The 19,369-nt window shown below is 64.8% G+C and carries 14 protein-coding genes and 1 pseudogene; 7 read left to right on the forward strand and 8 right to left on the reverse strand.

What is annotated here, in order from left to right:
• The first annotated feature begins 38 nt into the window (after positions 1–38).
• The gene (locus tag CQW31_RS00415) at positions 39–4,589 is read left to right on the forward strand and encodes an NEL-type E3 ubiquitin ligase domain-containing protein (RefSeq protein ID WP_099813411.1); all 4,551 of its coding nucleotides are present in this window, start codon (positions 39–41) and stop codon (positions 4,587–4,589) included.
• 205 nt (positions 4,590–4,794) lie between these two features.
• Positions 4,795–5,355, forward strand: a complete 561-nt coding sequence (locus CQW31_RS00420; protein WP_099813412.1) for a DUF4174 domain-containing protein — start codon at positions 4,795–4,797, stop codon at positions 5,353–5,355.
• Between the two features lie 11 nt (positions 5,356–5,366).
• Here CQW31_RS00420 and CQW31_RS00425 read toward each other — a convergent pair whose 3' ends face one another.
• The 4 genes from CQW31_RS00425 to CQW31_RS00440 all read right to left on the reverse strand — a co-directional run bounded on the left by CQW31_RS00425 (position 5,367) and on the right by CQW31_RS00440 (position 8,645).
• The gene (locus CQW31_RS00425; protein ID WP_054885103.1) at positions 5,367–5,855 is read right to left on the reverse strand and encodes a DoxX family protein; all 489 of its coding nucleotides are present in this window, start codon (positions 5,853–5,855) and stop codon (positions 5,367–5,369) included.
• Between the two features lie 13 nt (positions 5,856–5,868).
• Complete coding sequence (locus CQW31_RS00430) at positions 5,869–6,483, reverse strand: ferric reductase-like transmembrane domain-containing protein (RefSeq protein ID WP_099813413.1); 615 nt, start codon at positions 6,481–6,483, stop codon at positions 5,869–5,871.
• 141 nt (positions 6,484–6,624) lie between these two features.
• On the reverse strand, positions 6,625–7,908 hold the full coding sequence (locus CQW31_RS00435; protein ID WP_054885101.1) for a HAMP domain-containing sensor histidine kinase: 1,284 nt from the start codon (positions 7,906–7,908) through the stop codon (positions 6,625–6,627).
• Positions 7,905–8,645, reverse strand: a complete 741-nt coding sequence (locus CQW31_RS00440; RefSeq protein ID WP_054885100.1) for a response regulator — start codon at positions 8,643–8,645, stop codon at positions 7,905–7,907. Before CQW31_RS00440 ends, CQW31_RS00435 begins: the two co-directional genes overlap by 4 nt.
• Before the next feature lie 221 nt (positions 8,646–8,866).
• Between CQW31_RS00440 and CQW31_RS00445 the strand changes: the two genes are divergently transcribed.
• Positions 8,867–9,142: a DUF2790 domain-containing protein gene (locus CQW31_RS00445; protein WP_054885099.1), complete on the forward strand. Its 276-nt coding sequence runs from the start codon at positions 8,867–8,869 to the stop codon at positions 9,140–9,142.
• Positions 9,132–9,671 (forward strand): thioredoxin family protein, encoded by a 540-nt coding sequence (locus tag CQW31_RS00450; protein WP_099813414.1) that lies wholly within the window; start codon positions 9,132–9,134, stop codon positions 9,669–9,671. Before CQW31_RS00445 ends, CQW31_RS00450 begins: the two co-directional genes overlap by 11 nt.
• A gap of 114 nt (positions 9,672–9,785) precedes the next feature.
• Here the strand turns inward: CQW31_RS00450 and CQW31_RS00460 are convergent, their stop codons facing one another.
• Positions 9,786–10,634, reverse strand: coding sequence for a shikimate dehydrogenase (locus CQW31_RS00460; protein WP_099813416.1), 849 nt, complete (start codon positions 10,632–10,634; stop codon positions 9,786–9,788).
• A complete protein-coding gene (gene aroQ, locus CQW31_RS00465; RefSeq protein WP_099813418.1) occupies positions 10,631–11,080 on the reverse strand; it encodes a type II 3-dehydroquinate dehydratase in 450 nt (149 codons plus the stop codon). The genes CQW31_RS00460 and aroQ overlap by 4 nt, the downstream gene beginning before the upstream one ends.
• A 216-nt stretch (positions 11,081–11,296) precedes the next feature.
• On the opposite strand from aroQ, the gene CQW31_RS00470 reads away from it, so the two are divergent.
• The 3 genes from CQW31_RS00470 to CQW31_RS00480 are packed head-to-tail and all read left to right on the forward strand — an operon-like array spanning position 11,297 to position 16,908.
• Positions 11,297–12,550, forward strand: a complete 1,254-nt coding sequence (locus tag CQW31_RS00470; RefSeq protein ID WP_099813420.1) for a TolC family protein — start codon at positions 11,297–11,299, stop codon at positions 12,548–12,550.
• Complete coding sequence (locus CQW31_RS00475; protein WP_099813422.1) at positions 12,543–13,754, forward strand: efflux RND transporter periplasmic adaptor subunit; 1,212 nt, start codon at positions 12,543–12,545, stop codon at positions 13,752–13,754. The genes CQW31_RS00470 and CQW31_RS00475 overlap by 8 nt, the downstream gene beginning before the upstream one ends.
• 16 nt (positions 13,755–13,770) lie before the next feature.
• Complete coding sequence (locus CQW31_RS00480; RefSeq protein WP_099813424.1) at positions 13,771–16,908, forward strand: efflux RND transporter permease subunit; 3,138 nt, start codon at positions 13,771–13,773, stop codon at positions 16,906–16,908.
• A 118-nt stretch (positions 16,909–17,026) separates the two neighbouring features.
• On the opposite strand, the pseudogene CQW31_RS00485 reads toward CQW31_RS00480, so the two are convergent.
• Both CQW31_RS00485 and CQW31_RS00490 read right to left on the reverse strand, forming a co-directional pair.
• Positions 17,027–18,360: pseudogene (locus CQW31_RS00485) on the reverse strand (MFS transporter).
• A 156-nt stretch (positions 18,361–18,516) separates the two neighbouring features.
• Positions 18,517–19,206 (reverse strand): FadR/GntR family transcriptional regulator, encoded by a 690-nt coding sequence (locus CQW31_RS00490; protein ID WP_054885091.1) that lies wholly within the window; start codon positions 19,204–19,206, stop codon positions 18,517–18,519.
• Between the last annotated feature and the right edge of the window lie 163 nt (positions 19,207–19,369).

Here is a 19,369-nt window from a genome sequence, read left to right on the forward strand (position 1 = left end):
GCACTAACCTGGCGTTTTCTTGTGAAGGAGAAACGCCAGTGCTCAACCTCAGCGAACACCCTGACGGCCAGGGCGAAACGGCGGACCGGGTTTTTCAGGACAAGTTGCTGGCCGAGCGTTTACCCGGCTGGTTGCGTGGCGCCACCCTGCAGCAGCTGCGCTGGCTTGGCGATGCAATGAGTCTGAGTCTGTACTTTACCGAGCAGGCCAGGGCAGTGCTTGGCACTGTCAGCAGTCTTGAGGCATTTGCCCTGCCCAGATTGCAACTGGCGATGGATCAGGCCTTCGGTATCGGACTTGATGCCGCACGCCTGCAGTTGCGTTGGGGGCACCGCGAACCGGTGCTGACGTCGCAGCCAATCGGCTACCCGGTCACTGAGCCGGTCTACCGGCAGATACCGTTGCTGGAAGCAGCACTTGGCAATTTCACCCAGGAACAGGCGAGCAGCGATGGCCAACTGTCAGGCAATCGCCTGGTCGATCCTGACGACCCTGCGCGCACGCTGCCCAGCGCCACGCGCTTCGCCGCAATCTGCCGGAAACTCGACCTCGGCGGGCAATACCAGCGGCACCTGGACGCCTGCCTGCAACCATCCGGGTCTACCGATACGGAGGGTGCGGCCGCTGAGCAGCGCCAGCGGGTGCTCTCGTTGTTCGCGCGAGCCCACCGCTACGGCATGCTTGCCGATGCCCATGTCGGGCTGATCAAAGGGGCGCTGAGCGAAACGGAACATCAGTTGCTGGTGCGCCTTTGCGGGCTCCATCAGCCGCTGACCTTGGACGGCCGCCCGGTGCAGGCCAAGCGTCTGGACCTGCTGGGTTGCCAGATGCAGCAGATACTCGTGCTCGACGTTCGCGACGAGCGCTACAGCCCCCTGTACACCTCCAGCAACCGGATACTCGTGCATATCCCAGGTGACCCACACGCACCTTGGCAGGTATTCGCCGACCTGCGCCATTTCGCCAACGCACTGGGCAAGCGGCTGCGCACGCCAAGCTATCAGCGCTTCTTCGCACGTTTCGTGCGCCGTCGCGACAGCCAGGCCTTCTTCAGCGCGGTCGCGGCTTGCTATGACGGGCTTTCGGACTTGGCCAACGCCGACCTCGAGGAACGTCTGCACGAATACCCGGCTCCGTTGTTCGACACCTGGGCGCAGGCCAGGATCAGGCAGATCAAGGACGATGCTGGTGTGATCGCGATGGCAACTGCGGCGGTCGACCTCGAAGTCCGCCGGGCCCACGAGCAGCGGCTGGCGGCCGAGGGTTGGACCTTGCTGACCCTGGCCGGGCTGTTCGTGCCGGCGCTGGGCCTGGCGATGCTGGCGCTGGCCGCTTGGGAAGTACTCAATGAAGCGTTCCATGGCATCGAGGCCTGGCACGAAGGTAACAGTGCCGAAGCGCTCGAACACCTGGTAAATGTTGCCACCGATGTTGCGCTGGTGGCCGCAACGGCTGCAGGCGTTCAAGGTGTGCGCAGGCTCTGGGCGCGATCTGCATGGGTCGACGGGTTGGTCCCGGCACGGCTCGACGACGGTAGCCAACGGCTGTGGCACGACGATGCGGCACCGTATCGAGGCACCGCACCGGCGTTACAGGCAGTACGTGACGAGGCAGGGGTGTATCGGCACGGCAACGATGCCTGGGTCGAGATGGAGGGGCATCATTATCCGGTCGAGCAACGCCCGGATACTGGCCGCTGGTACCTGCGCAGCCGCTCTGGGTATGGCCCCGAACTCTGCCACAATGGTGCGGGTGCCTGGCGGCTATGGAGCGAACAGCCGGCCCAATGGGCAGATGCACCGCGCATGTTCCGGCGCTTGGGCGGCGCATTTGGCCAACTCGATGATCGGCAGATCGACCTGGTGATGTTCACCCATGACCTGGATGCCGATCACTTGCGGTACCTGTATGTGCATGGGCAGGCACCTGACGCCGAACTGCTGGACAGCGTGATGCGTTTCGCTCTCGACAGTCGACTGCGCAGGTTGATCGAGGCTTTGGACGCTGGACACATGACTGACGACCGCGAAGCCTTGCAACAGTTGTTGTACATGGCCGACGGTGCCGTCCCGGATGATGCCGGTCTCGCTGAGCTGGCGACGCATCAACGGCAGTCGCTTTTCCAGGCACTGTACCAAGCTGCCCAGCCCGTGCCGACCCCTGCCGAGGAACTGCTACGCCGACAGTTTCCGAGCCTGCACCGGCTGGCGGCACGTGCGCTGCTGCGCGACACCACGCCTGCCGAGCGTATGGCAATGGATGAACAGCGACGCGTACCGCTGCGCCTGGCCACGGCTGCGCGAACCAGGGTCAACCACATCCGCCTGGTCAGGGCGCTCGAAGGCTTGTACCTGGACGCCCCACAGACTGCCGACCTGGCTCGGGTTGCCCTGGGCCTGAGCGAAGCTCTGCCGGATGCGCCATCGGGAATCTACTGGCGTCTGTTCGACAGCTCGGTACAGGGGCCGCTGCTGGCGGTGGCAGGGCCGCAAGGCGCCGGCAAGGCGGTCGATCTTGTGTATGCCGAGGGGCAGTTCCGCTTGTTCGATGCGGCGGGTCACCGACTGGCGGGGCCTGGCGAACTGTTCGAGGTCATGGCCGCAGCCTTTGACCCTGCTCAGCGGCGCATCATGGGCCTTGGGCAGCCATTTGCAGCCAACTTGCGGGCGCAGTTCGGCGCCCTGGCAGGAGCGCGCCGGCAACAGCTCGGGCGCCTGCTTGGCCAGGCCCCAGCGCGGGGCTGGTTCAGGCCACCTCAGCGGCTGGCTTACGGGCGCATCGGCTATCCGCTCAGTGGTCGCGGGCGTGGCAGTTCGCGGGCACTTCATGCCATGGTTCGCACGGTTTACCCAAGCTTTGATGACGCGCAGATTGAAGCCTGGCTGGCCCAGGTTCGCCAGGCAGGGCTGCAGGTCGAGGCCCATCTGGAGCGCTTGCAGGCTGAGTTGGCAGCTTTGGACAGCTGCATGAACCGCTGGTGTGCAACGGCCAGGTCGCGCGTTGAGCGTGCGGATCGGCGCAGCTTCGCCGACGGCTTGCGCAACTGTTGGCAGCGTACCGCGTCCAGAGCTGGCGGCGAGCTGCCGCTCTATTATCGGCTGACCATTCGCAATGTCACCCTGAGCAGCCTGCCGGAACTGCCAGAGTTGGTGAGCTTCGCCCATGTTCGCGAGCTTTCGTTGACGGCACTGGGCATCAGTGATGTGCCGGATGGGTTTCTGCGCGCTTTCCCGACCGTGCGCATCCTCGAGCTTTCCAGTAATCGCCTGACCCGGCTGCCATCGGGCCTGGGACGCTTGAGCATCCTTCGGGAAATGGACCTGTTCGGTAACCAGATCGTGCTCGATGCTGCGCAAAGCCGACAATTGGCGCGTTGCACGCACCTGGAGTACTTGAACCTGTCCTACAACCCGTTGAGTCGCGCTTTCTCGGTGCAGAGCATGCCTCGGCTGCGGCGTTTGCACATGCGCGCCACAGGGTTGACGGAGCTGCCCAGGGGCCTGCTGGCCAGTCTCGAACTGGTCATGGCCGACCTACGCGACAATCGCATCACCAGCATCCCTGGCGGCTTCTATCGGGCACCGGCCTGGGTCAGCAGTTGCATACGCCTGGAGGGCAACCCGTTGGGGCGCGTCGATGCGCAAAGGTTACAGGCGTTCATGCGAGACCACGGCTGGGCGGCAGACGTCGAGGAAGCTATCGGCGTGAGCACAGCCCGTCAGCGCTGGCTGGACGCTGCAGACAGCCTTGAGCGTATCGACCAGGCGGCGATGTGGGACGAGCTCGAGGTGTATGACGGTTGCGACGATTTCTTCAGCTTGCTGATCCGTCTGCTGCAAACCGCCGATTACCAGCAGCACCGGGAGGCACTGGCAACCCGAGTTTTCACCATGCTCAGGGCGATGTGCGAGCACGAGACCCTGCGCCAGGAATTGTTTGCCCAGGCCAGCTTGCCGGTGACGTGCCAGGACAGCGCGTCCTTGTCATTCAGCGGCCTGGAGCTGCGCATGCTGGTGTGGCATGCGCGCGTCGACGCTGCCGCCGGAGGGGAGCAGGCGGCATTCCTGCGGCTTGGCCGTCAGTTGTGGCGACTGGATGAGGTCGACCGGATTGCCCAACGCGACTATGAAAGCCGGCGTGCTGCAGGTGCAGACCCGGACCAGATCGAGGTGGTGCTGGCGTACCGCGTCGGCCTGCGGGCGACGCTGGACCTGCCTGCGCAACCCAGCGACATGCTGTTCGCCGAAGTGGCTGGCCTGGATCAGGCGCGTCTCGACCAGGCGCGCAATGATGTACTTGCCAATGAAACGACGGAACGCCTCAGCCAGGCGCTGGTCGAGCGCGATTTTTGGCGTGAACATCTGCTGCAGGCCAATGGAGCGCGCTTCGAATCGCTGGATGTGACATTTCATGCCCGCGTGGAGGCGTTGATGAATGCTTCCGACAGCCTACCTGAGGGGCGCTATCTCGAGGAAATGAACCAGGTGCAGGCCGAGCGTGAAGTGGCACGGCGGGCATTGATGTTGAGGCTCTCGCGTCAAGCCATCGGCGATCACCTGGAACCCTTGCCAGAAGTGCCGGAACCTTAAGGCGGGCGTTGCCGCCATGGTCTTGGGCTATGCTCACAGCAGGAAAGTCAGCGGCTTGGGTTGTAGGAAGTTTCTGGCGGTCAGTCAGAACCTGGCTGTTACCTTTCGCCCAAGCGTTCACCTGCCCAGCTGGTTTAGGCTCGCAGGCCGGATCTTTCTCCCTGATCCGCAGTCTTTGGTTAATCGAGAGAATAAGGAGATACGCATGCTCGTCCGGTCACTGATCCTCGCCACCTTGCTTGCCGTCGCCGGCCCGTTGTTTGCCGCCGACAGTGATGCGCCACTGGCCAAGGAGCTGGGCAAGGCCAGGCCGCTGGTGGTCATTGCACCCAGCGATAAGGACCCGACTTTGCGCGGCCTGAACGAAGCGCTGAAGGATCGCGCCACCCAGGCAGCCTTCAAAGAGCGCAGCCTGATCATGTTCAGCGTTGTCAACACGATGGGCAAGCGCGAGGACAAGAACCTTGAACAACAGACCACCATGGCCCTTATTCGCGAACTCAAGCTGGGCGCGAGCAAGGGCACCAAGGTGATCCTGGTGGGCAAAGACGGCGAGCGACATGTGCTCAAGGACGATGACTCGGGCGATAAGATCGACCCTCAAGTGATCATCGACGCGGTCGACCATTTGCCGGCGAGTGAAAAGGCGGTGAGCGCACCGGAACCCGTGGCCGCTGCGCCGGAACCCAAGGCCAAGGACAGCAAGGCAGCCAAACCGGTCAAGCCCGCCAAGCCAGCTGCCCCGCCAAAACCGTTGGATGACTGAACGCTGCAGGGTCATCGTGTACAGGCCTTGATCCAGTGGTCCAGGCTCAAGCGTCCCGAACCTTTGAGCAGCAGGGGCATCAGCGCGACCAGGTAGATCAGTGGCAGCTTGAAGTTGCCATGACCCTGATCGGTGATGGCGTAGCCTTGCGCCAGTTCGGCCAGGCTGGACCACTGCGCGGGCCAGTGCACGGCGGCAATCGCCACCACGGTCACCACCATCAGCCCCGCCGACGCCAGCCTGGTGCCCAGGCCAAGCAGCAACAGCAGCGGCAACAGCAGTTCGGCCCACATCGACAACTGCCAATTGAGTTCCGCCGGCAGGGCGTTGAAGGGAAATGGGAAACTCCCTTGCAAGTCGCCGAACCAGTTGCTGCCATTGAACTTCTCCAAACCTGATTCGAAGAACTCCCAGGCCAGGAACAGCCGCAGTGGCAGGTCGGCACTCCAGCTGCCGAGGCGATCGATCAGGTTGAAGGTACGGGTCGTCAGTGCATTCATGTGATTATCTCGCTCAGGAAAGGGCATCGGCAGCGCGACGCGGTGCCAGCTTGGCAGTCAGCTTGAGGGCGATGGCGCTGAACATCAGGGCGAAGGCCAGTGAGTACCCGCCGCCCATGGGGATGCGTTTGTAGAACGACAGGCAGAACACTCCGGCCAGTACCCACATGCCGGTGCTGTGCAGGGTTTTCCAGGTACGGCCGCCCAGCAGGCGCATCGGTGCCTTGAATGAGGTCAGGGTGAGCAGCAACAGAAACACATAACCGATGCTGCCAGGCAGGCTCGAGGTGACCGTGCGTCCGGCCCAGAACAGTTCAGGAAATTGCTGGGCGTAGCGGTAGATCAGCAGGCCATGCACGGTATGCGAAAAGGCGAAGGCCAGGCCCACGTAGCGTCGCTCGCGGAGCAACCAGCGGCTGCCATTGCCAGGCAGCAAGGTGACCATTGACGAGGCCAGGAAGGCCAGCAGGAACAGTGCAAAAGAGCTGCGCGCAGTGGCGCGGATGGCACTGCGCAGGCCTTCCGCACCGGGTGGGTAGCTGAGCAGTACCACGGCGGTCATGAACACGGTCAGGCCAGCAAGAGCGGTGAACAGTTTCCAGCCGGAGGGCAGGGTGAGCGGCTTCATGGGTGACTCCCGGAGTATCGTTGTGTGACCGGGAGTGTGGTGGGAATGAGTATCTGCAGTGTGTCGGTGAAAGCGGCTTTGTGTATCGGACTGTAGTTACCGGAGCTGTATGACGGCCCGCGCGGGCCGCCGCGTTTGTCGTTACAGCTCGATCTGGGCGCATAGCCCGCCGCTTTTTCGGTTGCTCAAGGTCAGCCTGCCGCCCATGGCCTGGGTCAGTTGCTGGGCGATGGCAAGCCCCAGGCCGGTACCGCCCGTGCTGCGGTTGCGCGAGCTTTCTACCCGGTAGAATGGCTTGAGCACTTCGTCCAGCTCTTCGGCGGGGATCCCGGGGCCTTCATCGAGCACCCGGATCAGCGTCTTGCCCCGCTCGCGGCTGACCTCAAGCTGTGCCTTGCCGGCAAATTTCAAGGCGTTGTCCACCAGATTCACCAGCACGCGGCGCAAAGCATGCGGGCGGGTTTCCAGCAGGCTGCCGGTACTACCGTTGCGCTCCACCTGGGCGCCGCTGTCCTGGTAGTCGAACACCACGCTGTCGAGAAAGGCGTCAAGGTTGATCCGGCAGGGCGCCTCGGTGTTGATGTCCATGCTGCGTGCGTAGGCCACGCCTTCGCGGACCAGGTGCTCCATGGCGTCCAGGTCGTGCCAGAGCTTGTCCTTCTCGACGCCATCGTCCATCACCTCGACCCGCAGTTTCATGCGCGTGATCGGTGTTTGCAGGTCGTGGGAAATGGCAGCAAGCAGTTGCATGCGCTCTTTGAGGTAGGCGGCGATGCGCGCCTGCAGGGCATTGAACGCCACGGCGGCGTACTGGACCTCGCGTGGGCCGCTTTCATCCAGCAGCACGCCCGGCTTGTCCGGGTCGAGGGTGTCCACTGCCTGGACCAGGCGGGTAAGAGGCCCGATGGCCAGGCGCACGGCGAGCCAGGTACAGAACAGCAGCACCGCCAGCTGGATCAGCAGTACCAGCGGCAACCAGCGCGCTACCGGGACGGGTGCCGGCGTGACATCGATGGTCAGTGGCGCCCCATCGGCCAGGCGCAGGTGGGCCTGGAAGTGGGCATTGGGGCCGGGAATGTCCTGGAAAGTCAGCGGATACTGGGCACCGATGGCCTTGACGATCGATTCGGCAGCCATGGGAGGATCGGTGCTTGGCATCGCTGAACCCTGCAAGCCTTCGTCCAGCCGGTACCGATAGGTGCGTCGCTCCAGCCTCGGCAGCCAGGCTGCACGCTCGGCAGCAGGCAGGCGGTCGAGGATGGCCACCGAGGTGACCACATCCTGCTCGAGGTTGCTGAGCATCATCGAGCGGCTGCTGATGTAGCGCTCGTACGCCTGCAGGCTGAACGACAAGCCATAGGCCAGCACCAGCCCGGTGAAGAAGATCAGTGCCAGGCGTGAGGCGAGGGTGCGCGGCCATTTCATGCCGGTGACTCGAGCAGTTGCACTGCCAGCGAGAACACATAGCCCTCACTGCGCACGGTCTTGATGCAGCTCGGCTCTCGGGCATCGTCGCCCAGGCGCTGACGCAGGCGGCTGACCAGCAGGTCGATGGAGCGGTCGAAGATGTCCGCCTCGCGGCCTTGGGTCAGGTTCAGCAACTGCTCGCGGCTGAGCACCCGTTGCGGATGGTCGAGGAACACCCGCAACAGGCGGTATTCGGCGCCGCTCAGCGCCACCAGTGTGCCTTCGCTGTCGAGCAGGTGGCGGGCGGTGGTGTCCAGGCGCCACTGGCCGAAGGCGAGCAGGCGGCTGCTTTCACTGATGGTCAGGTTCGGTGGCAGCATGCGGGTGCGGCGCAGCACGGCATTGATGCGCGCCAGCAGTTCGCGGGCGGAGAACGGCTTGGTCAGGTAGTCGTCGGCGCCCATTTCCAGGCCGATGATGCGGTCGGTCTCGTCGTTGCGTGCGGTCAGCATCAGAACCGGCGTGTTGCGGTGCTTGCCGGCACGCAGTTCGCGGCACAGCAGCAGGCCGTCGTCGCCAGGCATCATGATGTCGAGGACGATCAGGTCGACGCTGTTGGCCTCGAGGAACGCGCGCATCTGCCGGCCGTCGGCGACGATGCTGGTGCGCAAACCACTCTTTTTCAGGTAATTGCCGACCAGCTCGCGGATCTCACGGTCGTCGTCGACGATCAGGATGTGATCGACATGTTCCATTTGCAGCGTTCCTTTTCAAAAGGGGGGGTGGGCGCAGTGTACCGAGCGCGTAGGGACTTGCCTGTGCGGGTTTGTATTGCAGTGTATCTGGGCTGGGTGGAGATACAGCAGGAAGCAGATCACAGGCCGGGGCGACACATGCGAGATACCTGGCGGGCGTGAAATGGCTCTCACCGGGGAACAGTGATCCCCATTCCTGAAATGTTGCAAGGAGAGATGCCATGAACTTCAAGACCATCGCCAGCGCCAGTGTGTTCGCCGTGCTCAGCTTCGCTGCCGTTGCCGCCAATGCCAGTTCCACGTCCATGAACGACGCCAGCGTCATGCAGTACCGCTACGGCGATCACCTGGATGTAAAGAAGGTGCTGTCGCTGAAAGACGACCAGCGCAATGCCTGCGGCCCGGTCAAGACGCGCATGGACTACCTCGACTCCCAAGGCCAGTATCAGAGCGTCGAGTACCGCAGCTACGCCACGAGCGGTTGCCATGACAACTGATCGCCGACGGCTGCTGAACGTGGCGAGCGTGGCCTTGGCGCTGGTTGGCCTGGGCCTCGCTGGAGAGCAATTGATGGCTCGCGACAGTTTCGGCAGCATGCCGTCGCTGGCCGGTGCCAGCCAGTGGCTCAACTCGCCACCCTTGGACGCCCCGGAGCTCAAGGGCAAGGTGGTGCTGGTGGACTTCTGGACCTGGGACTGCATCAATTGCCAGCGCAGCCTGCCGCACGTCAACGACTGGGCACGGCGCTATGCCGACCAGGGCCTGGTGGTGGTGGGCGTGCATACGCCGGAGTACGACTACGAGCATGATGTCAGCCAGTTGCGAAGCAAGGTGGCCAGCCTGGGTATCGCGTATCCGGTGGCGGTGGATAACGACTATCAGGTGTGGAATGCCTGGGGTAACCAGTTCTGGCCAGCGCATTACTTTGTCGACCGGCATGGGCAGGTGCGGCATGTGCACTTTGGTGAAGGTGATTATGCTGGGCAGGAGAATGTGATAAAGGCGTTGCTGGATGAGAAAGGGTAGGCTTGTGCCGGCCTCTTCGCGGGTAAACCCGCTCCCACAGGATCGCGCAAGCCTTGAAGGTCTGCGCAGTCCCTGTGGGAGCGGGTTTACCCGCGAAGAAGGCTCTGCGGTCTGTCAGGAGAAGCTGGCGAAATGCGCCTGCATCCGCTCGGCATCTGCCTGTCTGCCACTGAACAGCTCGAACGCCTTGACCGCCTGGAACACCGCCATGTTGCTGCCATCGAGCGTGCGGCAACCCAGCGCGCGAGCGGCTTTCAGCAGTTCGGTCTCCAACGGGAAATAGATGATTTCAGCCACCCACAGACGCGGGTGCAACAGCGCCACCGGGAGTGGCGTGCCTGGTAACTTGGCCATGCCCACTGGCGTGGTATTGACCAGGCCATCGGCTTCGGCCACTTCGACCGCGAGGTCCGTGCCAAGTACCGCGCGACCCGCGCCGAAATGGCCATTGAGGTTGTCCACCAAAGCCTGGGCGCGCGTTGCGTCCACTTCGAACAGCACCAGTTGCTCGACCCCTTCGCTCAGCAGCGCATGGGCCACCGCCGAACCGGCGCCACCGGCGCCCATCTGTACCACGCGCCGGCGCGAAACATCCGGCAAACCGCGCCGCAAACCTTCGGCGAAGCCCAGGCAGTCGGTGTTGTGGCCGACCCGCTTGCCATCCTTGAGCACAACGGTGTTCACCGCACCAATGCCACGTGCCTCGTCCGACAGCTCATCGAGCAGCGGCAGGATGGCCTGCTTGAACGGATAGGTGATGTTGAGCCCGGTAAAGCCGGTGTGCTGGGCCGCATCGAGCAGCTGTGCCAGGGCGCTGTCTTCCAGCTGGAGCTGGTCGGCGTCGATCAGGCGATAGAGATAACGCAGGTGCTGGGCGTCGCCTTCGTGTTCGTGCAGGGCAGGGGTGCGCGAAAGCTGGATGCCACGGCCGATCAGGCCGGCGAGGATGGCGGGCTGGCTCATGCGCGCGGCTCCTGGAACAGCTCGGCAAAGTGGCTCAGGGCCATGCGGTAGCCATGGCTGCCCAGGCCGCAGATGACCCCCACGGCAATCGACGAGACGAACGACAGGTGGCGGAACGGCTCGCGCTTGTGCACGTTGGACAGGTGTACCTCGATGACCGGGAGTTCGCTGGCCACCAGGGCATCGCGAATCGCTACCGATGTGTGGGTCCAGGCGCCGGGGTTGATCACGATACCGGCACAGCGGCCGCGGGCGGCGTGGATCCAGTCGATCAGTTCGCCCTCATGGTTGGTCTGGCGAAATTCGATTTCCAGGCCGTGGGCGTGGGCAGTGTCGGCGCAACCCTGGGCCAGGTCGGCCAGGGTTTCATGGCCATACTGGGTGGGTTCGCGGGTTCCCAGCATGTTCAGGTTGGGGCCATTGAGCACGAGGATAAGGGGCTTCATGACGGGCATCGCTTTGTTGTTGTTGAATGCCGCTATGTTTGTACCGGGTGGTTAATTCCGTCAATCCGCTCAGGTGTCGCAGGGGGCCAAAGTGGGCGATTATCGAACTTGTCCGGCAGCGTGCCGGATTACGTAATTGTAATGCTGACGCCACCGCCTCGATAACCAGCCTTCTTTACAGTCCATCGCCAACGCTTGTCGACGAGGACTTTCGAAGTGCCCACCCCCCGCAAGATCGCCTTGCTCGGCCTGTTGCTGGCGGCCACCGCCAGCGCCCAGGCCGGGCCAGGCATGAGCCTGCCCGAGGCGTTGAGCGCCGCCTTTGCCAACAACCCTGAACTGGCCGCAGCCGGTCGCGAAGTCGGCATTGCCGAGGGCGAGCGGCGCCAGGCCGGGTTGATCCCCAACCCTGAACTGGCCTGGGAAATGGAAGACACCCGCCGCGATACCAGCACCAGCACCGTCACGCTCAGCCAGCCACTGGAACTGGGCGGCAAGCGCGGTGCGCGCATTGCGGTGGCCGGCGCCGGCCAGGCCATTGCCCAGCTTGACCTCGAAAGGCAGCGCAACAGCCTGCGCGCCGATGTGGTCCAGGCGTATCACGCCGCCTTGCGTGCGCAGACCGGCGTGGAACTGGCGCAGCAGTCGCAAGCGCTGACCGAGCGTGGCCTGCGGGTAGTCCAGGGCCGGGTCACGGCCGGCCAGTCGTCACCGGTGGAGGTCACCCGTGCCCAGGTTCAACTGGCCCAGGCCCGGGCCGACGTAAGACGCGCCGAAACCCAGCGCACCGTGGCCTACCAGGCCCTGGCGCGGTTGACCGGCAGCTCGCTGGCGACCTTCGACACCTTGCCGACGGCCAGTCTGTCGCCTGGCGCCGCACCTTCGGCCGAGGCCTTGCTCGGCCAGCTCGAACGGACCGCCGAATGGCGCCTGGCAGCTGCCCAGGTCGAGCGCGGCGAAGCGTCGCTGGGGTCGGCAAAGGCCCTGCGCGTGCCCAACCTCACCGTCAGTGTCGGCAGCCAGTACAGCCGTGAGGACCGTGAGCGGGTCAATGTGGTCGGGCTGTCGATGCCCTTGCCGTTGTTCGACCGTAACCAGGGCAACGTGCTCGCCGCGGCACGCCGCGCCGACCAGGCCCGTGACCTGCGCAACGCGGTCGAACTGCGCCTGCGCAGCGAAACCCGCAGCGCCGTTGATCAGTGGCGCACGGCGATGCAGGAGGTGCAGGCCTACGACCAGACCATCCTGCCGTCGGCGCAGCAGGCCGTGGACACCGCTACCCGTGGCTTCGAAATGGGCAAATTCGCTTTCCTCGACGTGCTCGACGCCCAGCGCACCTTGATCGACGCGCGCGGGCTGTACCTCGAGGCCTTGGCCACGGCAACCGATGCACGGGCACAGGTCGAACGGATCTACGGCGATCTGGAAGGTTTGAGCAACATTTCGAGCAGCAGGAGCAACAATGACTAACCCCCGCAAATTCGCCCTCCTGGCCGCTGCCATTGCCATTCTCGGCATGGGTGGCTTGGCCTGGACCGGCCACCTTGGCCAGGCCAGCAAAGGCCAGACCAGTCCAGCAGAGCCCCGCCACGACGACCATGGCGAAGACAGCCACGGTCACGCTGATGAAGCGGTTGAAGCGCATCAGGAAAAAGAAGGCGCACTGCACCTGTCGACTGCCCAGATCGAGTCGGCCGGCATCCGGTTGACCACCGCCGGCCCACGCGAACTGGGTACCGCCATCAGCTTCCCCGGCGAGATCCGTTTCGATGAAGACCGCACGGCCCATGTGGTACCACGGGTGCCGGGCGTGGTCGAAGCGGTGCAGGCCGAGCTCGGCCAGTCGGTCAGGCGCGGCCAGGTGCTGGCGGTCATCGCCAGCCAGCAGATCTCCGACTTGCGCAGCGAGCAGCAGGCCGCACAGCGCCGCCTCGAACTGGCGCGCCTGACTTTCCAGCGCGAGCAGCAGCTGTGGCAGGAGCGCATCAGTGCCGAGCAGGATTACCTGCAGGCGCGCCAGGCCTTGCAAGAAGCCGAAATCGCCCTGGCCAATGCCCGGCATAAAGTGGCCGCCGTCGGCCCGGCCGGTGCCGGTAACCGCTACGAGTTGCGTGCCCCGTTCGATGCGGTGGTGGTGGAGAAGCACCTGACCGTAGGCGAAGTGGTCGACGAGACCAGCAACGCCTTCACCCTGTCCGACCTCAGCCGCGTATGGGCGACCTTCGCCGTCGCACCCCGCGAACTGGCGAGGGTCACCACTGGGCGCAGCGTGACCGTCAGCGCGCCGGACCTCGGCGCCGAAACCGAAGGCACGGTCAACTACGTCGGCAGCCTGCTCGGCGAGCAGAACCGCGCCGCCACCGTGCGCGTCACCCTGGCCAACCCCAGCGGTGCCTGGCGCCCGGGGCTGTTGGTCAATATCGGGGTCAGTGTCGAACGCTTCAAGGCGGCCGTCGTCGTGCCCGAAAGCGCATTGCAGAGCTGGGAGCAGCAGACCGTGGTATTCGCCCGCACCGACGAAGGTTTCGAGGCCCGCCCGGTGAACACCGGCCGCCGCGACGCCGGCCAGGTAGAGATCACCTCGGGCCTGGCCGCCGGGACCCAGGTGGCTGCTGCCGGCAGCTTCGACCTCAAGTCCGAGCTCGGCAAAGCCTCTGCCGAGCACAGCCATTGACTGCGGGGATGCTTGCATGTTCGAACGCCTGATCCAATTCGCCATCGAGCAGCGCCTGGTAGTGATGCTCGCCGTGGTGCTGATGGCTGCCGTGGGAATCCACAGCTACCAGAAACTGCCGATCGATGCGGTGCCGGATATCACCAACGTCCAGGTGCAGGTCAACACTGCCGCGCCGGGCTATTCGCCGCTGGAGACCGAGCAGCGCATCACCTTCGCCATCGAGACCGCCATGGCAGGCCTGCCGGGCCTGAAACAGACCCGCTCGCTGTCGCGCTCGGGGTTGTCGCAGGTAACGGTGATCTTTGACGATGGCACCGATCTGTTCTTCGCCCGGCAACTGGTCAACGAGCGCCTGCAGGTCGCTCGCGAGCAGTTGCCCGAAGGCATCGAGGCCGGCATGGGGCCGATCTCCACGGGGCTGGGGGAAATCTTCCTGTGGACGGTGGAGGCCGAGCAGGGCGCACTCAAGGACGACGGTACGCCTTACACGGCGACTGACCTGCGGGTGATCCAGGACTGGATCATCAAGCCGCAGCTGCGCAACGTGCCCGGCGTCGCCGAGGTCAACAGCATCGGCGGCCACGCCAGGCAGTACCTGATCGCCCCCGACCCGAAGCGCCTGGCAGCCTACACGCTCACCCTCAACGACCTGATCGCGGCGCTGGAGCGTAACAACGCCAACGTGGGCGCCGGCTACATCGAGCGCAACGGTGAGCAGCTGCTGATTCGTGCGCCGGGGCAGGTGGCCTCGGCCGAAGACATCGCCAACATCGTCATTTCCACTGTCGATGGCACGCCCATCCGCGTCAGCCATGTTGCCCAGGTTGGCTTGGGCAAAGAGCTGCGCGCTGGCGCGGCTACCGAAAACGGCCGCGAGGTGGTGCTGGGCACGGTGTTCATGCTGATCGGCGAGAACAGCCGCACTGTGTCCCAGGCGGTGGCGGCCAAACTCGCCGAGATCAATCGCAACCTGCCCAAGGGTGTGGTCGCGGTCACGGTCTATGACCGCACCCACCTGGTCGAAAAGGCCATCGCCACGGTGAAGAAGAACCTGGTCGAAGGCGCGATCCTGGTGATTGCCGTGCTGTTCCTGTTCCTGGGCAACATCCGCGCTGCGCTGATCACTGCCATGGTCATCCCGCTGTCGATGCTGTTCACCTTCACCGGCATGTTCAGCAACAAGGTCAGTGCCAACCTGATGAGCCTTGGCGCCCTGGACTTCGGCATCATCGTCGATGGCGCGGTGGTGATCGTCGAAAACGCCATCCGCCGCCTGGCCCATGCGCAGCAGCGCCATGGCCGCATGCTGACCCGTGCCGAACGCTTCCACGAGGTGTTCGCCGCCGCCCGTGAGGCGCGCCGGCCGCTGATCTACGGGCAGTTGATCATCATGGTGGTGTACCTGCCGATCTTTGCCCTGACCGGGGTCGAGGGCAAGATGTTCCACCCGATGGCCTTCACCGTGGTGATGGCACTGCTGGGTGCCATGATCCTTTCGGTGACCTTCGTGCCGGCCGCTATCGCGCTGTTCGTCACCGGCAAGGTCAAGGAGGAAGAGGGCGTGCTCATGCGCACCGCCCGCCTGCGCTACGCACCGGTGCTCAACTGGGTGCTGGGCCGGCGCAAGCTGGCGTTCACCACAGCCGCCGGGCTGGTGCTGCTGTCCGGGGTCATGGCCAGCCGCCTGGGCAGCGAGTTCATCCCCAGCCTCAGCGAAGGTGATTTTGCCTTGCAGGCGCTGCGTGTTCCAGGCACCAGCCTGTCGCAGTCGGTGGACATGCAGCAGCGCCTGGAGCAGGCCATCATCGCCCAGGTGCCGGAAGTGCAGCGGGTGTTTGCCCGCACTGGCACCGCCGAGATCGCCTCCGACCCGATGCCGCCGAACATCTCCGATGCCTACGTGATGCTGCGCCCGCGCGAGCAGTGGGCGGACCCCGGCAAGCCCCGCACGGAACTGATTGCCGAGGTGCAGCGCGCTGCTGCCAGCGTGCCGGGCAGCAACTACGAGCTGTCGCAGCCGATCCAGTTGCGCTTCAACGAGCTGATCTCCGGCGTGCGCAGCGATGTGGCGGTGAAGGTGTTCGGGGATGACATGGACGTGCTCAACCGTACCGCCGCGCAGATCGCCAGCAGCCTGCAACAGGTACCCGGCGCCGCGGAGGTGAAGGTCGAGCAGACCACCGGCCTGCCGGTGCTGACCATTGATATCGATCGCGACAAGGCTGCGCGCCATGGTCTGAATGTGGGCGACGTGCAGGACGCCATCGCCATCGCCGTCGGCGGGCGCACGGCGGGCACGGTGTACCAAGGCGATCGCCGCTTCGACATGGTGGTACGCCTGCCCGAAACCCTGCGGACCGATGTCGATGGCCTGGGCAGCGTGCTGATTCCGGTCCCCGCCAGCGCGGCGGCCGGCGCGGCACGGATCGGCTTCATCCCGCTTTCGCAGGTGGCCACGTTGAACCTGCAGTTGGGGCCGAATCAGGTCAGCCGCGAGGATGGCAAGCGCGTGGTGGTGGTCAGCGCCAACGTGCGCGGGCGCGACCTGGGTTCGTTTGTCGAGCAGGCCGAGCAGACGTTGCTTGCGCAGGTACAGATCCCGCCGGGTTACTGGACCCGCTGGGGCGGCCAGTTCGAGCAGCTGCAGTCGGCGGCCGAGCGTTTGCGGGTGGTGGTGCCGGTAGCGCTGTTGCTGGTGATGGCTTTGCTGCTGATGATGTTCAACAACCTCAAGGACGGCCTGCTGGTGTTCACCGGGATTCCGTTTGCCTTGACCGGCGGGGTGCTGGCGCTGTGGCTTCGCGAGATTCCGCTGTCGATTTCCGCCGGGGTCGGTTTCATTGCCTTGTCGGGTGTGGCGGTGCTCAATGGCCTGGTGATGATCGCCTTCATTCGCAACCTGCGCGAGCAAGGGCGTGGCGTGCGTGCGGCGGTCGAGGAGGGGGCGTTGACGCGCTTGCGGCCGGTGCTGATGACCGCGCTGGTGGCGTCGTTGGGGTTCATCCCGATGGCCTTGGCGACCGGGACTGGGGCCGAGGTGCAGCGGCCGCTGGCGACGGTGGTGATTGGCGGGATTCTGTCGTCGACGGCGCTGACCTTGCTGGTGTTGCCGGCGCTCTATCAGTGGGCATACAGGCGCGAAGAGGATTGAGATCGCCGGGGCCGCTCTGCGGCCCTTTCGCGACACAAGGCCGCTCCCACAAGGATCGCGCAGTCCCTGTGGGAGCGGCCTTGTGTCGCGAAAGGGCTGCAAAGCAGCCCCAAGGGCCTCAGCTCGAAGCGCGGACTGCAGGGCTCACATCAACCCCAGCTTCATCATGCAACGATATCCGCGATGTCTCCGGCAACGCCAACCCGCCCACCAAGGCCACCAGCGCAATCACCACCAGGTAGAACGCCGGCGCCAGGCTGCTGCCGGTCTGTCCGATCAACCAGGTCGCCACCAGCGGTGCAGTCCCACCAAACAGCGTATACGCCACGTTGTAGGTAATCGCCGAAGCGGTATAGCGGGTCCGCGTAGGGAAACTCTCCGACAGCAATGCCGCCGTCACCACGCCACTGCACAGCGCCCCCACCGCCAGCAGGATCACCCCCAGCAGCGCCCCCGACATCGACCCGGAGTTGGCCAGCCAGTAAGCGGGGAACACGCAGACCATCACCCACAGGCAGGTGAAGCCAATGGTCTTGCGCCGCCCGACCCGGTCCGAGAAGGCCCCGGCCAGCGGGCAGCCAACGGCCGCGAACAACAACGCCACGGTGGTCACCAGCAGCGACTGGGCGCGGGTCAGGTTGCCGACCAGTTGCAGGTAGGTGGCGAAGTAGGTGGTGAACATGTAGAACGACAGCGCCGTCAGCGAAATGAACATGCCCAGGTTGCGGATCGCGCGGCCGTGCTTGCGCAGGGTCTCCTTGAGCGGCGAATGTTCATGTTCCTTGCCTTGGGCGATAGCCTCACGAAACGCCGGGGTTTCCTCCATGCGCCAGCGCAGGTACAAGCCCACCAGCCCCAGCGGCGCGGCCACCAGGAACGGGATGCGCCAGCCCCAGGCGGTCATGGCTTCGGCCGGCAGGCTGGCCTCCAGACCATAGGCGATGACCGCCGCGCAGGCAAAGGCCGAGAAGGTCGACACAGGCACGAAGCTGCCGTAGAACGCACGCCTGTTGCGTGGCGCATGTTCCATCAGGTAGGCGCAGGCGCCGGCATATTCGCCGCCGGCCGAGAAGCCTTGCAGGCAGCGCGCCAGGGTCAGCAGTGCCGGCGCGGCAAGGCCGATGCTGGCATAGGTCGGCAGCAGGCCGATCAAGGTGGTGGAGCCGGCCATCAGCAGGATGGTCAGCGACAGGATACGCTTGCGCCCAGGCGGTCGCCCAGTGCACCGAACACGATACCGCCGAGCGGGCGCAAGGCGAAGGCCACGGCGAAAACGGCAAAGGTCTTGAGCAGGGCGACGCTGGCATCTTCGCTGGCGAAGAACTGCCCGGCAATCAGCGTGGCGAGGAAGCCATAGACGGCGAAGTCGAACCATTCGACGAAGTTGCCGATGGCCGAAGCGGCGATGACCCTGCGCAGGGTGGCGGGGGATACCTCATGCGATGCAGACATACGGAAGCTCTCCGGTTTCCATAGGCAGCCTGGATGAATGTGGCGCGCTCAGGCGCGCCATCGTTGTTATCAAGGGCCAGTAGACCGGGTCAGCGGGGGCGGGCGCATCGTTCAGGGCGACATCGGGATGCCTGTTACGACCGCAACGGGCCGACGCTACACCGTAAACACCACGCCGGTGCGCGAGGCCGCGTTGCGGATGTGCTCCTGCATCGCCTTCTGCGCGGCCGCCTGCGAGCGGCGGCTCAGGGCGCGGAGAATCTTGCGGTGCTCCTGCCAGGTTTCTAGGGCGCGTTCCGGGCGAATGAAGGGCAGCTTCTGGCTCTCGAGGAAAATCTCCTGGCTCGCCGTGATCACCTGCAGCATCGCCTGGTTGCCGCAGGCTTGCAGCAACCGCTGGTGGAACGCGAAGTCCAGCCGGGCCGCGGCTTCGAAGCGGCCCGCGCGCAACTCCTGGTGCATCGCCTCGACATTTTCCTCCAGGCGATCGATGTCATCTGCGGTCAGGGCCAGTGCCGCCTGCCCGGCGGCGAAGCCTTCCAGGGCGTAACGCAACTGGAAGGTGTCACTGGCGGACACCTGCTCGGCATAAGGCCATGCAAACGTCGAGGCTGCAGGCACCGGCGCTTGCACGAACACACCCTTGCCCGGTTGCACGCTGACCAGGCCCAGGGCACTGAGCGACGACAGCGCTTCACGCAGCGATGCCCGGCTCACCCCCAGCTGCTCGGCAAGGTCACGTTGCGAGGGCAAGGCATCGCCGGGTTGATAGGTGCCTTCGTCGATCAGCTTGCGAATGCCTTGCAGGGCCTGTTCGGGGACGGCGCGGGGGAGGGTATCGAGCATGCTGTTCAGACCGGTCGGAGGGCGATGACTTTGGCTTTTTACGGCGATTGCCTTGCGCTGGCAAGTGCTGCTCCGCCCTGGCGCAGCGTAGTGCCCGGCTGCACGAAAGCGGGGCGTGCCCTCGGCGACGCGGGCGGCCGACGGGCAACTGTTCAGACCAGTA

The sequence above is a fragment of the Pseudomonas sp. 382 genome, assembly GCF_002759075.1.
In the GTDB taxonomy this organism is placed as follows: domain Bacteria; phylum Pseudomonadota; class Gammaproteobacteria; order Pseudomonadales; family Pseudomonadaceae; genus Aquipseudomonas; species Aquipseudomonas vlassakiae.